We start from the raw sequence: 14,909 nt of genomic DNA, 5'->3' as shown, positions 1-14,909 counted from the left end.
AACGTCCATGCCCGTGGCCCTGGAGCTCATTTCCCAGCATCGCTGTTTTGGCGGTACGCAGCGGTACTACCGCCATGAGTCCACGCAGATCGGCCTGCCGATGCGCTTTTCGGTCTTCGTTCCGCCGCAAGCCGATGCCGGCCCCGTGCCGGTGCTGATCTATCTGGCGGGCCTGACCTGCACGGAAGAAACGTTCATGATCAAGGCGGGCGCGCAGCGGCTGGCGGCCGAGCTTGGCGTCATGCTGGTCGCGCCCGACACCAGCCCGCGCGGCGCCAACGTGCCCGGCGAAGAAGAAAGCTGGGACCTGGGCACGGGCGCCGGTTTCTATGTCGACGCGGTAACGCCCGCCTGGCGCGACCACTATCGCATGTACAGCTACGTGACTGACGAGATGCACGCCATCGTCACCGGCGACACCCTGCCTGGCGACGCGTCGCGCACCGGCATCTTCGGCCACTCCATGGGTGGCCATGGCGCGCTCGTGCTGGCGCTGCGCAACCCGGGCAAGTTCCGCTCGGTGTCGGCGTTTGCACCGATTGCGGCGCCCAGCCTTTGCCCCTGGGGCAAGAAGGCATTCGGGGCCTACCTGGGCGGCAACGAAACGGATTGGGCCGCCTACGATGCATCGGTCCTGATGCGCAGCTTGAAGCAGCCCTTTCCCGCCGGCATCCTGATCGATCAGGGGGAATCCGACCAATTCCTGGCCGACCAGTTGTATCCCGAGGTATTCGAAGCCGCCTGCGCAGCGGCCGACCAGCCCCTGACGCTGCGTCGCCAACCGGGCTACGACCACGGCTATTACTTCATCTCGACGTTCATCGAGGATCACATCCGGTTTCACGTCGAACGCCTTGGAAAACCGGCGGCATAAAGCCACGCTTTTATACTGAAATGCCTGCCGCGGCGGGCTCGTGGCGTCCTGGGCGCGTCGGGCTGAAACCCTCGGCGTCCCATAGGAACTCGTCATTTGATCAACGGCCTCGCCCCTTTTGTCTGGATTTTGCTAGGCGCCGTCGTCGTCCTGCTGCCCGGCCTTGTCATGCTGCTTGGGCGGGGCGGACCCCGCGACGAGCGCGGCCGCAAGATCTTCCAGTTCCGGCCGGTGCGCCGGCTGTTCGGCTTGATGCTGGTGCTGCTGGGTTGTGTGTCCGGGCTGCTGGCCCTGTCACTGGTGCAGTTTTTCAGGCTGACCGCTGACGAATCCGTGGCCCGCGTTGAAGTCCGGCAGCAGGCCGAGGGGCAGTTCCAAGTCACCACCGACGCGCCGGGCGTGGGCCCCAAGCAGTACGTTCTATATGGAGATCAGTGGCAGATCGATGCCCGCGTCGTGCGCTGGCGCCTGCCGGCGTTGATGGCGGGCGTGCCGCCGCTGTATCGCCTGGAACGCTTGTCGGGCAGGTATAGCGACGCGGCCCGCGAGGCTTCGGCCACGCGCTCTGTCCACGCCTTGGACGACTGGCCCGCGCCTGATTTAGGGTCGCTGAAGAAAAGTTTTCCGAACTGGTTTCCGTTTGTGGATGTCCAATTCGGAAGCGGCGCATATATGCCCCTGTTCGACGGCGCGAAGTACCAGGTGTTCATGGACCCGCGCGGCGCCTTGTTCATCCGCCCGGACGGCGAGGCCACCGCCGAGGGCTTGAAACGCCTGGGCTGGTAGCACCCGCCTGCCGCCCTGCTTTGGGAAAAACAGGGCCGCATCAGAATATGGAAACTTTGATGCGTCGCAATAGTCGAATTAGCACTCCCTTTACTAGAGTGCTAACATCGAATCCATGTCGTTACCCCTTCGCTTTCCGGAGACCCCCGCTATGAAACAACCCAGTACCTCGTTGGCCGCTTCCGGCAACGCTCTGGCGTTGGCCATTGCCAATCCGGGCGCACTTGGCACGATCGACGCGTATATTTCTTCGGTCAACCGCTTGCCGGTTTTGTCGGCCGAGCGTGAAACCGAGCTGGGCCGTCGCCTGCGCGACCAGGAAGACCTGGGCGCTGCGCGTGAACTGATTCTGTCGCACCTGCGCCTGGTGGTGTCAGTGGCGCGCCAATACCTGGGCTACGGTTTGCCGCATGCCGACCTGATCCAGGAAGGCAACGTTGGCCTGATGAAGGCCGTTAAGCGTTTCGACCCCGAGCGCGGTGTGCGGCTGGTGTCGTTTGCCGTGCACTGGATCAAGGCCGAAATCCACGAATACATCATCCGCAACTGGCGCTTGGTCAAGGTCGCCACGACCAAGGCGCAGCGCAAGCTGTTCTTCAACCTGCGCAGCATGCGTCCCGATGGCCAGACGCTGGACCCCGACCAGGTCGACCACATCGCGCGCGAATTGAACGTGCGCCGCGAAGACGTCAGCGAAATGGAAGTGCGCCTGTCGGGCCGCGAAATGTCGCTGGAAAACCAGGACGACGATGACGACAGCTACGCGCCCATCGCCTACCTGTCAGACGATGGCCGCCAGGAACCCACGCGGGTGCTGGAACGCGCGGCGCGCGACGAACTGCAAAGCACCGGGCTGAACAGCGCACTTGAGGCGCTGGACGCCCGCTCGCGCCGCATCGTCGAAGCCCGCTGGCTGCAAGACGACGGCGGCGCCACGCTGCACGAACTGGCACAAGAGTTCGGCGTATCCGCCGAACGCATTCGCCAGATCGAAGCCGCCGCGCTAAAGAAGATGCGCGGCAACCTGGCTGCCTGATCCGTCGGGTGCTGCATACGAAGGGCCGCTTGCGCGGCCCTTTGCTTTTTGCAGCGCTGGCACCGATGCTTCCGCCGATGCCGCCACGATGTCGCCACGATGCCGCCTGGCATCTGGACTAATAAATAACTTGATACAAATTAGCCGGCGAATTTCGGGATCTTCAGAAACTTAATAAAGAGTGCGCCGACTAACTTCATGTAGACCGCGAACTTTGGTTAGCAGTCTTGCCATCCGTCTCGGCTTCTCCTCTTTCCCCTCCCCTATGAGACGGATGCTTGCGGGGCACCACATATATTCGTATATCTGGTGCCCCGATTTTTATGCGGCCTGCGCGTTGTCCGCTGCCAGCGCTGTATGCCACAGCGCGTCCTGCACGCGACGCACGCCGGTGGCCATCGATCCATCCTGATAAAGCTTGATCCAGCGATAACCCGGCGCCAGGTTGTCCACCACGTGCTTGCCGTCGCGGATGCTGAATTGAAAGCAGGTCGACGGCGTGGCCAGCATGCGAAGGTTGTGGCGGCGACGATCGAATTCGTGATGCACGTGGCCCCACAACAGCACGCGCGCCTGCGGCCAGCGGGTCAGGCGCTTGAATAGCACCTGCGGGTTGTCGATCATCATCGAGTCGTGCCAGTGGCTGTCCATCTGCATCGGGTTGTGATGCATGGCGATCAAGGTATGACGGCCGGGCGCCTCGGCAAGCGCGGCTTCCAGCATGTCCAGCTGGCTGTCCGGCAGATGCCCGGCATTGGAGCCGGGCACGGTGGTGTCCAGCGTGACCACGCGCCAGGCGCCCACGTCGGTGACCGGCGTAGACCAATGCGCCAGTTCCTGCCGCATCACGGCGGGCTGGTCGTGATTGCCCGGCAGGCAACGGATCTGCGCACCGGCCAGCGCGCTTGCCTGGCCCAGAATTGCCGCAAACCGCCGATAGGCTGCCGCCTCGCCGTCCTGGGACAGGTCGCCCGTGGCCAGCAACAGGTCGGGGCGCTTGCCGTCGGCGTCGATCTGCCGCAGCACGGCGCGCAGGCTCGCGTCGGTATTGACGCCCAGCATCGATGTATCGGGCTCGCCGAACAAATGGCTGTCGGTCAATTGGACAAGCATGGCGGGCGCGTCGTGACGCCGGGCCAAAGAATGGACGCGTGGCAAGTGCCGCTCCTGTCGGGGTTTTGCACGTTTGAACATTACCCAAAAAACATGGCGCGACGCGTTTCTGCCTTCGCAAGCCGGGTAACGAAACGTGCATTCTCTACGATACCTACGGTTTCCTGCCCGGCGTCCGCCGAAAATGCCGCTATTCTTGTGAAACTTTTCACCGTTCGCGACTCGGCGCTATTCATGGATGTAGGTTTTCTTGTGTTCGGCCTGGCCGGACTGCTCACTCTGGTTTGCTTCATGCCGCCGTTGGCGGGCCGCCTCAAGCTGCCCTACTCGGTGCTGTTGGCTATCGTCGGTTGCTTGCTGGGGATTGTGATCCATGTGCACGGCTGGGCGCCCAGCTGGATCGCCGACTTCCTGGATTCGCTGGAACGCTTCGAGATTTCGTCCGAAACCTTCCTGATGGTGTTCCTGCCGGTGCTGCTGTTCGAAACCGCGCTGTCCATGAACGTGCGCCGGTTGATGGACGACATCGGGCCCATCCTGATGATGGCCATTGTGGCCGTCGTGGTTTGTACCGTGGTGGTGGGCGTGACCCTGGACGCGATCTCGTCCTACGGCCTGGTGGTATGCCTGCTGCTTGGCGCCATCGTGGCCACGACCGACCCGGTTGCCGTGGTCGGTATTTTCCGCGAGGTGGGCGCGCCCAAGCGCCTGACGACGCTGGTCGAAGGCGAAAGCCTGTTCAACGATGCCGCGTCCATCGCCCTGTATTCCGTGTTGCTGGCCGTTCTGGGCGGTCACGGTGAGCTCACCGTCAGCGGCATCTTCAACGACTTCATCGTGCACTTCATCGGGGGCGGCATCGCCGGCTTTGCGATGGGGCGGCTGGCCTGCTTCCTGTTTGCCTGGTTGCGCGGCTTTCCCACGGCCGAAATCACGTTGACGCTGACGCTGGCCTATCTGTCCTTCTTCATTTCGGAACACTATCTGAACGTCTCGGGCGTGGTCGCGACCGTGATCGCGGGGTTGGTCGTGGGTTCCACCGGCCGCACGCGCATGTCGCCCACCACCTTCGAATACCTGTCCAGCGCCTGGGAACAGTTCGGCTTCTGGGCAAACTCCCTGATTTTCCTGTTCGCGGCCATGCTCATCCCCAAGCTGATGGCGGCCGCCGATTGGCAGGAACTGGTGCTGGTGGCCGTGGTGTTCGTCGCCACCCTGGTGGCGCGCGCCATTGTCGTGTTCGGCCTGTTGCCGCTGCTGGGGCTGACGCGGCTGGGCACCAAGGTCAGCAACCCCTACAAAGTGGTGATGTTGTGGGGCGGGCTGCGCGGCGCCGTGTCGCTGGCGCTGGCCCTGGCCGTGACCGAGCAGACCGGCGTGGCGGAAGAGGCGCGCCAGTTCATCGCGGTGGCCACTACCAGTTATGTGCTGCTGACGCTGTTCATCAACGGCATCAGCCTGCGGCCGCTGATACGCATGCTGGGGCTGAACCAGCTGTCGTCCGTGGAACGCACCATCCGCAACCAGGCGCTGGCCGTGGCTTTGGAAGACCTGCAAGGCAAGACGGAAGAAGTCGCCAAGACCGAGCACATCGGCACGGAAGTGCGCGACCGCATCCGCGCCGTGTTCGACGCCAGCCTGACCAGCGTGCACGACGGCCAGGTCAGCCAGATGAGCGACGAGCAGCGCGTCGCCGTGGGCCTGGCCATCGTGGCGCAGCGCGAAGAGGAAATGTTCTTCGACATTCTGAAAGCGCAGATCGTGGATTGGCGCATGGCGGAAACGCTGCTGGCACGGGCCGAGCGGCTGGAAGACGCCATCCGGCTGGGCGGTGTGCCCGGCTTCGAGCGCGCCATCGTGCAGGACGTGCGCTATTCCACCGGCTTCCGACTGGCCTTGCGGATGCACTATCTGTTCGGCTTCCAGGGCTGGTTGGCGCGCGAACTGGGCCACCGGTTTGCCAACTTGATGAGCAAGCGTTCGGTGGCGCAGCGGCTGATCGTGTTTGCCCGCGAGCAAATCACGCCCCTGTTGGGCGAAGACGCCACCCAGCGCATCGTGGTGCTGCACCAGCGCCGCCTTGACCTGGTCGAAAGCGCCCTGCAGGCATTGAACCTGCAATATCCGTCGTACGCGCAATGGTTGCAGGAAAGCTATCTGGGCCGCGTCGCGCGCGAACTTGAACGCATCCGCTACCGCGACATGCTTGAGCAGTTCCTGATCAGCGGCGAGGTCTACGCGGATCTGATGGCGCAGTTGAAAAGCCGCTGGGCGCACATCGACACGCACCCGCCGCTGGATATTGAAATGAGCGCGGCCGAACTGATCAAGCGCGTGCCGCTGTTCGAGGGCCTGTCGCCGGATTCGCTGCGTGCCATCAGCAAGTTGCTCAAGCCGCGTCTGGCGCTGCCTGACCAGCGGGTGCTGACCAAGGGCCGGCACGGCGAGGAAATGTGCTTCGTGGCGTCGGGCGCCGTGGCGGTGCACCTGCCCGACAACACCATGATCGAACTGGGCAGCGGCGAGTTTTTTGGCGAACTTGGGCTGCTGGGCGAACAGCAGATTACGCCGGAAGTCACATCGCTGGGCTACAGCAAGCTGCTGATGCTGACATCGCGCGACTTCCACGCCCTGTTGGCGCGCGATGAGCATCTGCGCGAGCGAATCCAGGTGGTGGCCAAGCAGCGGCTGCGCGCCATCGAGGTGTGGAAGCAGTTCTCGCAGGCGTCCCAGGCGGCGGCCACGCCTTCGCCCGCGCCCGCTTCGGCGCCCAGCCCGGCGCAGGCGGCAGAAGCGGCCGAGGCGGCCGGCGCCGCGCGCGAATCCCGCCAGGACGGCCCGGCCGACCAGACCGACATGCGCCTGCCCGCCGAGCCCGCGGCCGATGCCCCCGGGGCCGCGTCCCGCTAAGTCAGGTCAGATCTGGCCGGCGGCGCGGCGTTGCATGATGTCTTCGACAATCACCAGCGCCGCCTCCAGCGTGAACTCGCCTTCTTCGATCTGGCGCAGCACGGTGGCCACATCCAGCGTGGCGATCTCCATCACTTCGCCGTCCCGGTTGGCGGGGCGGGCATCGGCGGCCAGCACGCAGGTGCTGGTCAGCACGTCCTCCACCTGATAGCCCTCGGGCAACCGGCGGTGAATGCGCAGGATGGTGCGTAGCGGCGTGCGCCTGGCCAGATGGTGCGGGTCCAGCCCGGCTTCCTCGCCGCATTCGCGCACCAGCGCCAGCTCCAGGTCTTCGCCGCTACCGGCCAGCCCGCCGACCAGGGTGTCCCACATACCGGGATCGGTGGACTTGCTTAACGCGCGTCGCGCCACCCACATGCGGCCGTCCGGCGTCCAGGCACTAAGGTGCACCGCGTGCGTCAGCAGGCCCAGCGGGCGCACCGCCGCCCGTTCGATCACGCCGACGGGTTCGTTGCCGTCCATCACGTCCAGCAGTTCATCGCGCCAGCCGCGCAAGCAGTTGGCTTGGCGCAACAGTTGCGCGGTGTTTTCCAGCACGGCGTTCAACTCCGCGCCCGGTTTCAGGTGCGCGCCGATGTGCAGCGCGGCCTCGTCGCAGACGATGCCGGGGGCGTCGCGCAGGGCGTCGCAGGCCGCATGCGTCGCCCAGCCGCAGCGCCGGCCCGCCACATATAAAACGTGCGCGCCGTCGGGGGCGGGTTGCTGCGCGCGGGCGCACAGGTCGGCATACAGATCGGACAACTGCTTGGGCATCTTGGCGTGTTGTGATGAGGGTGGCGACGATTTTATGCCACACGGTTTGCGGCGCGCGTCAAGGGTCGAACGCGGGGCGAGCGCAGATGGGGGCAGGCCCCTTTTATTCAAGTGCCTTGTCTTACATCTATTTGCGTGTCCGCTATAATCCGCCAGTTTCTTTGTGATTTCGAGTGGGAACGCGGGGGCCGCTCTATCTCCCTGCTTAACCCTGCCATCTAATAATTGCGCGTAGTCCTGTTGAAGTGACACTCGTGCCACTAGGCGACAAGGGCCCTCGCGCCGTGTTTCGAGGTAAGCATGAAGAAGTGGAGAGGGATACTGGGGGCTTGTGCGATGCTGATTGGCAGCGTGGCCGGTGCTCAGGTGCAAGACATGCCCGGCGGCCCGAAGGTCAATCAGCTGAACCTGCATGAAGGCGTGACCGCAATATCACGCGACATCATGTGGCTGCATTGGATGCTGCTCACGATCTGTATCGTGATCTTCATCGGTGTGTTCGGGGTGATGTTCTATTCCATCTGGGCGCACCGCAAATCTCGCGGGCACAAGGCGGCGACTTTCCACGAGCATCTGGGCGTGGAAGTGGCCTGGACGGTCATCCCCTTCATCATCGTCATCGCCATGGCGCTGCCGGCGACCAAGACGGTCGTGGCCATGAAGGACACCTCAAGCGCCGACCTCACCATCAAGGTCACCGGCTATCAATGGAAGTGGGGCTACGAGTACCTCGACGGCCCTGCCGCCGGCGTCAAGTTCCTGTCCACATTGTCCACGCCCCGCGCGCAGATCGAGAACCGCGAGCCCAAGGGCGAGTTCTATCTGATGGAAGTGGACAACCACATGGTGGTGCCGGTGGACAAAAAGGTCCGGGTCGTGCTGACCGCGGCCGACGTGATCCACTCGTGGATGATCCCCGACTTCGGCGTCAAGCAGGACGCCATCCCCGGCTTCCTGCGCGACGCCTGGTTCCGTGCCGATACCCCGGGCATCTACCGGGGCCAGTGCGCCGAACTGTGCGGCAAGGACCACGCCTTCATGCCCATCGTTGTCGAAGTCCTGGCGCAAGCGGACTACGATAAGTGGGTTGAAGACCAAAAGAAGAAAATGGCGGCAAACGCCGACGATCCTAATAAAGAGTGGACGGAAACCGAACTGGTTGCCCGTGGCGAAAAAGTCTTCGCCGCGAATTGCGTGGCCTGTCACCAGGCCAACGGCAAGGGCATCCCGGGCAGCTTCCCGGCACTCGACGGAGACAAGGTTGTTCTAGGCCCCAAGGCGGGCCAGATCAACACCGTGCTCAAGGGCAAGCCCGGCACCGCGATGGCGGCATTTGGCGGGCAGCTCAATGATGTCGAGATCGCAGCGGTCATCAGCTATACACGCCATGCCTGGAGCAATGCAGGCAAGGGGCAGGACCCGACGGTTCTACCGAAGGACGTTGCGGCCGCGCGTTGATCGCGCAGCCCTGCGCCCTACACCGATAGAACCGGTTCCGTTTAGTTAGAGATACCCTGCCGGTCCCGTGGATCGGGGCCGGCACTCAGCAGGAAGGAGTCCATCATGAGCAGCGTCACTGTAGACCACGTGTCGCCGGGCCACGGCCACGGTCACGATGACCACCACCACGCCATGCCTTCGGGTTGGCGTCGCTGGCTTTTCGCCACGAACCATAAAGACATCGGGACGATGTATCTCATCTTCTCGTTTGCCATGTTGCTGGAAGGCGGCACGCTAGCCTTGCTGCTGCGTACCGAATTGTTCGAGCCGGGTCTGCAATTCTTCCGCCCCGAACTGTTCAACCAGTTCACCACCATGCACGGCATCATCATGGTGTTCGGCGCCATCATGCCGGCCTTCGTGGGCTTTGCGAACTGGATGATCCCGATGCAGATCGGCGCATCCGACATGGCGTTCGCGCGCATGAACAACTTCAGCTTCTGGTTGCTGCCGGTGGCAGCCATCATGCTGACCGCGTCGTTCTTCGTGCCGGGTGGCGCCACCGCCGCCGGCTGGACGCTGTACGCACCGCTGTCGTTGCAGATGGGTCCGGGCATGGACCTGGGCATTTTTGCGATGCACTTGATGGGCGCGTCCTCGATCATGGGCGCGATCAACATCATCGTGACCATCCTGAACATGCGCGCCCCCGGCCTCACGCTGATGAAGATGCCGCTGTTCTGCTGGACCTGGCTGATCACCGCGTTCCTGCTGCTGGCCGTGATGCCGGTGCTGGCCGCCGCCATCACCATGGTGCTGACCGACCGCCACTTCGGCACGGGCTTCTTTAACGCCGCCGCCGGTGGCGACCCGGTTCTGTACCAGCACGTGTTCTGGTTCTTCGGACACCCCGAGGTCTACATCATGATCTTGCCGGCGTTCGGTATCGTGTCGGCCATCGTGCCCGCGTTCGCCCGCAAGAAGCTGTTCGGCTACGCCTCGATGGTGTACGCCACCGCGTCCATTGCCGTGCTGTCGTTCATCGTGTGGGCCCACCACATGTTCACGACGGGCATGCCGGTCACCGGCCAGCTTTACTTCATGTACGCCACCATGCTCATCTCCATCCCCACCGGGGTGAAGGTGTTCAACTGGGTCGCCACCATGTGGCGCGGCTCCATGACGTTCGAAACGCCGATGCTGTTCTCGATCGGCTTCATCTTCGTGTTCACCATGGGCGGCTTTACCGGCCTGATCCTGTCGGTGGCCCCCATCGACATCCAGGTGCACGACACCTATTACGTGGTGGCGCACTTCCACTACGTGCTGGTGGCCGGTTCGCTGTTCGCGCTGTTCGCGGGCGCTTACTACTGGGTGCCGAAGTGGACGGGCCGCATGTACAGCGAAAAGCTGGGCAAGCTGCACTTCTGGTCCACGCTGATTTCCTTCAACGTGACTTTCTTCCCCATGCACTTCCTGGGGCTGGCCGGCATGCCGCGTCGCTACGCCGACTACGCCGCGCAATTCACGACCTTCCACCAGATGGCCACCATCGGCGCGTTCTGGTTCGGCCTGTCGCAGCTGATCTTCCTGTGGGCGATCATTCGTTGCTACATGGGCAAGGGTGAACCGGCGGCCGCCAAGCCGTGGGAAGGCGCCGAAGGGCTGGAATGGACGGTGCCTTCGCCCGCCCCGTTCCACACCTTCGAAACCCCGCCCGAAGTGAAGTAAACCGTCTTCCACGATCCAGGTAGCACAGCAATGACTCCCGAGCAGCGCCGCCGTAACAAGATTGCAGGATGGGTCCTCGTGGCCTTCGTCATTGCCGTGTTCGGCTGGACCGTGTTTCGCGGTTCGGCGCTGCTGACGGGCAACGCGGTCGGTTAGGCCCCCATGAGCGACGACCTGCACGAAACCTCACGCCGCAAGCTCAGTTTCCTTCAGACGATGAAGGCGGTGGCGTGGGGGTTCTTTGGCGTACGCAAGGGCGCGGGCTACCGGGAAGACAGCGCCAAGCTGAACCCGGTGCACGTGATTCTGGCTGGGCTGCTGGCGGCGGCAATCTTCGTGACTGTGCTGGTATTAATTGTGCGTTGGGCCGTTTCCAGCCTGACTTGAATCACTTAAATCTAAATCTGTACCAGGGAGAAAGCCATGAGTGCAAGCCACTCGGTTCAAGGTAAAGAGGCACCGTACTACTTTGTGCCCGCCGACTCGGGGCATCCCGTGCGTACGGCGGTGGCGCTGCTGTTCATGGGGCTGGGCGCCGCGGGCTGGATCAACGGGGTCAGCTGGGCAAAATGGTCCGTGCTGGCGGGCTTTATCGGTTTGATCGTGGTGCTGTATTACTGGTTCGGCGACGCCATCCAGGAATCCGAAGCCGGCCTGAACAGCAAGCGCATCGACGGTTCGTACCGCTGGGGCATGAGCTGGTTCATTTTCTCGGAAGTGATGTTCTTCGCGGCGTTCTTCGGTGCGCTCTGGTACACCCGCACCATCACCACGCCGTGGCTGGGCGACATCGATCACCGCCTGATGCTGTGGCCCGACTTCAAGGCCGCATGGCCCAACTTCGGGCCGGCCGGCGTAGTCGAAGAGTTCCAGACGGTAGGCCCGTTCTGGCTGCCCACGATCAACACCGCGCTGCTGCTTTCCTCGGGCGTCACGCTGACCATCGCGCACCACGCGCTGCGCGAAAACCATCGTGGCAAGACGATGTTCTGGCTGGCCGCCACGGTCATCCTGGGCTTTATCTTCGTGGCCTGTCAGGCCGCCGAATACCATCACGCCTATACCGAACTGAACCTGAAATTCAATTCGGGCGCGTACGGTTCGCTGTTCTACATGCTGACCGGTTTCCACGGATTCCACGTGATCCTGGGCGCCACCATGCTGACGGTGATTCTGGTGCGCTTGATGCGCGGGCACTTCACCGCCGATCATCACTTCGGCTTTGAAGGCGCCGCGTGGTACTGGCACTTTGTGGACGTGGTGTGGCTGGGCCTGTACCTGTTTGTGTACTGGTTCTAGGCTGGCGGCGCCGCAAGTTGGGCGCCGCGCGGAACTCCAGGGCGATAACCCTGTCGATTAACGCGCGGCGCCCGATTCCTTTTCAGGCTTGCCGCACGCCGGGGCCGGCGCGTCAGCGCAGGCCCGTGCTCTCGATCCAGCCCATGTGGTGGGCGAACAGCACAAACAGAAACAGGGCAACCGATAGCCCGATGCGCACGGTCAGCGCATTGACGGTGCGGCTGGTGGACCCTTTGTCCCGCATCAGATAGACCAGGGCGGATGCCAGACTGGCCAGAATTCCGATGAAGGCCAGTACGACGAAAACGCGCATGGTGGTCTCCGGACAAAACAGAGTTAGCAACGATACATGGCCCGACCGCATTCAACCCGCAACACCATAGCCGCCTTGATTCTGCTTGGCGTTGCCGTGGTGATTCTGGCGTCGCTCGGGCAGTGGCAGTTGCGTCGCAGCGATGAGCGACGCGCCATTCTGGCCGCTATCGAAGCGGGCCGCAAGCAAGCGCCGGTGATGCTCACGCCCGCTACCCCGTCCGATGACCTGACGCCGTGGCGCGTGGCGCAGGCTACGGGCGCGTGGCTGCCGCAATTCAGTGTACTGCTGGACAATCGCAACCACGAAGGGCGGCCGGGCTATTGGCTGGCCACGCCGCTGTTGCTGGATGCCTCGTCGCGCCAGGCCGTGCTGGTGCTGCGCGGCTGGTTGCCCCGCGTCATGCCGGGCCAGGGCGAACCCGCGCTGCCCGCCACGCCGCAAGGCCCGCAGACCATCACCGGCGAAATGGCCGAACGCGTGCCGCGCATGTTCGAATTGTGGTCGCTGGGTGGGCAGGACCAATCCGCCCTGCCCGCCACGTGGCCCATCGCGGGCGGCACGTTGCCGCAGGTCCAGAACTTGCCGCTGGACGCCTATGCCCGCGCAACGGGGCTGAACCTGCTGCCTGTCGTGCTGACCCAGACCGGCCAGCCCGGCCAGAACAGTGCCGACGGCCTGGTGCGCGACTGGCCGCAGCCGCCGGTGGACTTTCAGAAAAACACGTCTTACGCCGTGCAGTGGTTTGCGTTTGCTTCGATTGCCGCCATCGCATGGCTGGTGGTGCTGGGGGGCGCCATCAAGCGCATGCGCCAGCGCGCGGGACAAGGTCCAAAGCCTTGAGCGCGCATCAATGAAAGACTTTTCCAGGATATAAAGTGGCTCGCGACATTTCATCCCGTCCGCCCGCGCGCAAGCGCTCGTTGATGCCCATGGTGCTGGTGTTCCTGTGTTCGCTGGCGCCCATCGTGGCCGCCTTCGTCGTCTACATGAACCCGCAGTGGTGGCCATCGGATTCCAGCAACTACGGCACGCTGGTCTCGCCCCAGCGGCCCATGCCCGCCGCCGCCGACCTGAAGCTGACCACCCTGGACGGCAAGCCCTTCGACCTGCAAAGCCTCAAGGGCAAATGGCTGCTGGTGGCCGCCGACGGCGCCGCCTGCCCCGAAAGCTGTGCGCGCAAGCTCTACATCACGCGCAACACGCATGCCAGTCAGGGCAAGAACGTGGACCGCCTGGCGCGCGTCTGGTTCATCACCGACGATGCCCCCGTCCCCGAAAAGGTACTGGAAGCCTATCAAGGCACGGTCATGCTGCGCGTGAACCCGGACCAGCTTGCCCGCTACCTGCTGGCCCGCGATAGCGCCGCCGGACAGCCGCCGTTGCAGGACCCCATGTGGGTAATCGACCCGCTGGGCAACCTGATGATGCAGTACCCTGCCGATGCCGATGGCGTCAAAGTGCGCAAGGACATCAGCAAGCTCGTCTATAACTCGCGCATCGGTTGACGGATTTCCCCCGAGGGGCGCGGGCATTTTCTTTTTTTCCTGGTTGACATGGAACGCATCAAAGCGCGTTATCGCAAGCTCGTTTTCTTTACCTGGTTCCTGACGCTGGACCTCATCATGTTCGGCGCGTTCGTGCGCCTGACGGATTCCGGCCTGGGTTGCCCCGACTGGCCCGGCTGCTACGGCAGCGTGACGCCGCTGGGCGCACAGGGCGACATCCACCAGGCGTCACAAGCCATGCCGTTCGGCCCGGTGACCATGTCCAAGGCCTGGATCGAAATGATCCACCGCTACGTGGGCTCCATCCTGGGCATGCTCATCATCGGCATCGTCTACATGGCGTGGCGCTATCGCCGTGAACTGGGCCGGTCGCCCGCGCTGGCCGTGACCACCCTGGTGGCCGTGTGCGTGCAGGGCGCGTTCGGCGCGTGGACCGTCACGCACAAGCTGATGCCCGCCGTGGTGACGGCCCATCTGGTGTTCGGCTTGTCGGTGCTGGCGCTGATGACCTGGTTGTCGGCGCGTGAACGCCCGCATCTGGCGATCGCCGCGGCGGCCAAGCGCTGGAAGCCGTGGGTGGCGGCGGGCTTCGGCCTGCTGCTGGTGCAGGTGACGCTGGGCGGCTGGGTCAGCACCAACTACGCGGCGCTGGCCTGCATGGACTTTCCCATGTGCCACGGGCAGTGGGTGCCGGACATGGATTTTCACGGCGGCTATTCCGTGATCCGTGGCCTGGGTGAATTGCCCTCGGGGGAAATGATCTCGCAACCCGCGCTGACCGCGATTCATTGGGTGCACCGCAATTTTGCCTTCGTCGTGTTCCTGTACCTGGGCACGCTGGCATGGCGGTTGCGGGCCGAACCGGGCCTGCGCGGCCCGGCCACGCTGATGTTGGCGCTGTTGGCCGCCCAGCTGTTCACCGGCCTGACGACCATCTTTTTCCAGTGGCCCTTGCTGATCGCGGTGTTGCACAATGGGGGCGCGGCCGGTTTGACCTTGGCCGCCGTGGTGCTGATGGTGCGCTTGTCCACGGCGGGAAGCGTGCCGGCAGGGGGCTATGGCCCCAATTCGGTGCGCGTTTAAAAT

General features: G+C 63.7%; 15 protein-coding genes. 12 read left to right on the top strand and 3 right to left on the bottom strand.

The annotated features are described in order from the left end of the window. Window positions 1-7 precede the first annotated feature (7 nt). From fghA to rpoH, 3 genes are all read left to right on the top strand, one after another. On the top strand, window positions 8-874 hold the full coding sequence (gene fghA, locus YH64_RS07685; RefSeq protein WP_046805286.1) for an S-formylglutathione hydrolase: 867 nt from the start codon (window positions 8-10) through the stop codon (window positions 872-874). A 96-nt stretch (window positions 875-970) separates the two neighbouring features. Continuing rightward, window positions 971-1,660 carry a hypothetical protein gene (locus YH64_RS07680; RefSeq protein WP_046805287.1) on the top strand — a complete coding sequence of 230 codons (690 nt, stop codon included), beginning with the start codon at window positions 971-973 and terminating at the stop codon, window positions 1,658-1,660. Between the two features lie 115 nt (window positions 1,661-1,775). Continuing rightward, the gene (rpoH, locus tag YH64_RS07675) at window positions 1,776-2,696 is read left to right on the top strand and encodes an RNA polymerase sigma factor RpoH (RefSeq protein WP_370512728.1); all 921 of its coding nucleotides are present in this window, start codon (window positions 1,776-1,778) and stop codon (window positions 2,694-2,696) included. 321 nt (window positions 2,697-3,017) lie between these two features. On the opposite strand, the gene YH64_RS07670 is transcribed toward rpoH, so the two are convergent. After that, entirely contained in the window at window positions 3,018-3,809 is a 792-nt protein-coding gene (locus YH64_RS07670; protein WP_255444194.1) for a phosphodiesterase, read from the bottom strand. 234 nt (window positions 3,810-4,043) lie between these two features. Here YH64_RS07670 and YH64_RS07665 point away from each other — a divergent pair, with 234 nt between their 5' ends. Next, on the top strand, window positions 4,044-6,719 hold the full coding sequence (locus tag YH64_RS07665; RefSeq protein ID WP_046805290.1) for a cation:proton antiporter: 2,676 nt from the start codon (window positions 4,044-4,046) through the stop codon (window positions 6,717-6,719). Window positions 6,720-6,725: 6 nt separating this feature from the next. On the opposite strand, the gene YH64_RS07660 is transcribed toward YH64_RS07665, so the two are convergent. Beyond that, window positions 6,726-7,532: an NUDIX hydrolase family protein gene (locus tag YH64_RS07660; RefSeq protein WP_046805291.1), complete on the bottom strand. Its 807-nt coding sequence runs from the start codon at window positions 7,530-7,532 to the stop codon at window positions 6,726-6,728. 300 nt (window positions 7,533-7,832) lie between these two features. Between YH64_RS07660 and coxB the strand changes: the two genes are divergently transcribed. From coxB to YH64_RS07640, 5 genes are all read left to right on the top strand, one after another. Next, window positions 7,833-8,990: a cytochrome c oxidase subunit II gene (gene coxB / locus YH64_RS07655; RefSeq protein WP_046805292.1), complete on the top strand. Its 1,158-nt coding sequence runs from the start codon at window positions 7,833-7,835 to the stop codon at window positions 8,988-8,990. Between the two features lie 105 nt (window positions 8,991-9,095). Beyond that, on the top strand, window positions 9,096-10,703 hold the full coding sequence (ctaD, locus tag YH64_RS07650; protein WP_046805293.1) for a cytochrome c oxidase subunit I: 1,608 nt from the start codon (window positions 9,096-9,098) through the stop codon (window positions 10,701-10,703). A 30-nt stretch (window positions 10,704-10,733) separates the two neighbouring features. Then, window positions 10,734-10,859 (top strand): cytochrome oxidase small assembly protein, encoded by a 126-nt coding sequence (locus YH64_RS30340; protein ID WP_046805294.1) that lies wholly within the window; start codon window positions 10,734-10,736, stop codon window positions 10,857-10,859. A 6-nt stretch (window positions 10,860-10,865) separates the two neighbouring features. After that, window positions 10,866-11,090, top strand: a complete 225-nt coding sequence (locus YH64_RS07645) for a DUF2970 domain-containing protein (protein ID WP_006216869.1) — start codon at window positions 10,866-10,868, stop codon at window positions 11,088-11,090. Window positions 11,091-11,126: 36 nt separating this feature from the next. Then, window positions 11,127-12,002, top strand: coding sequence for a cytochrome c oxidase subunit 3 (locus YH64_RS07640; RefSeq protein WP_006216870.1), 876 nt, complete (start codon window positions 11,127-11,129; stop codon window positions 12,000-12,002). A 112-nt stretch (window positions 12,003-12,114) separates the two neighbouring features. Here YH64_RS07640 and YH64_RS07635 read toward each other — a convergent pair whose 3' ends face one another. Then, window positions 12,115-12,315 carry a twin transmembrane helix small protein gene (locus tag YH64_RS07635; RefSeq protein WP_006216871.1) on the bottom strand — a complete coding sequence of 67 codons (201 nt, stop codon included), beginning with the start codon at window positions 12,313-12,315 and terminating at the stop codon, window positions 12,115-12,117. Between the two features lie 36 nt (window positions 12,316-12,351). On the opposite strand from YH64_RS07635, the gene YH64_RS07630 reads away from it, so the two are divergent. The 3 genes from YH64_RS07630 to YH64_RS07620 are packed head-to-tail and all read left to right on the top strand — an operon-like array spanning window position 12,352 to window position 14,906. Beyond that, window positions 12,352-13,158 carry an SURF1 family protein gene (locus tag YH64_RS07630; RefSeq protein WP_046805295.1) on the top strand — a complete coding sequence of 269 codons (807 nt, stop codon included), beginning with the start codon at window positions 12,352-12,354 and terminating at the stop codon, window positions 13,156-13,158. 35 nt (window positions 13,159-13,193) lie between these two features. Further along, window positions 13,194-13,823: a hypothetical protein gene (locus YH64_RS07625; protein ID WP_185975343.1), complete on the top strand. Its 630-nt coding sequence runs from the start codon at window positions 13,194-13,196 to the stop codon at window positions 13,821-13,823. A gap of 48 nt (window positions 13,824-13,871) precedes the next feature. Beyond that, entirely contained in the window at window positions 13,872-14,906 is a 1,035-nt protein-coding gene (locus YH64_RS07620) for a heme A synthase (RefSeq protein ID WP_046805296.1), read from the top strand. Window positions 14,907-14,909: the final 3 nt, after the last annotated feature.

It is taken from the genome of Achromobacter sp. LC458, assembly GCF_001005835.2.
Taxonomy (GTDB): domain Bacteria; phylum Pseudomonadota; class Gammaproteobacteria; order Burkholderiales; family Burkholderiaceae_B; genus Achromobacter; species Achromobacter spanius_B.
Note: the sequence above shows the minus strand (reverse complement) of the source record. Positions and strands in the feature narration are given on the sequence as shown.